We start from the raw sequence: 276 nt of genomic DNA on the forward strand, positions 1-276 counted from the left end.
AACGGCGGATAGTTTTCTTGCTCCAGGTAATCAATCTGCGCGCCGCCCTGGCGTAAAGCATCAACCAAATGGCCGATTGGACGTTCTTTCATGCGCGGTTCACCCGTCAGCACGATGTTGTTACTGCCCAGACATAATGCCGCCGCCAGTGGGCGCATTGCCGTACCCGCGTTACCTAAAAACAGTTCAAGCTCACCTGAGGCTTGTAACGGGCCACCCATTCCTGTGACTTCACAACGCGTACGATCCGCGGAAAGTGTATAACTCACCCCCAAG

The 276-nt window shown here is 54.7% G+C and carries 1 pseudogene; it reads right to left on the minus strand.

Annotated elements, in window-relative coordinates:
* Positions 1-276 (minus strand): annotated as a pseudogene (locus tag GBAG_RS21775) (3-phosphoshikimate 1-carboxyvinyltransferase); the annotation flags it as partial.

Origin of the sequence: Buttiauxella agrestis ATCC 33320 (assembly GCF_000735355.1) — a bacterium.
Classification (GTDB): Bacteria; Pseudomonadota; Gammaproteobacteria; order Enterobacterales; family Enterobacteriaceae; genus Buttiauxella; species Buttiauxella agrestis.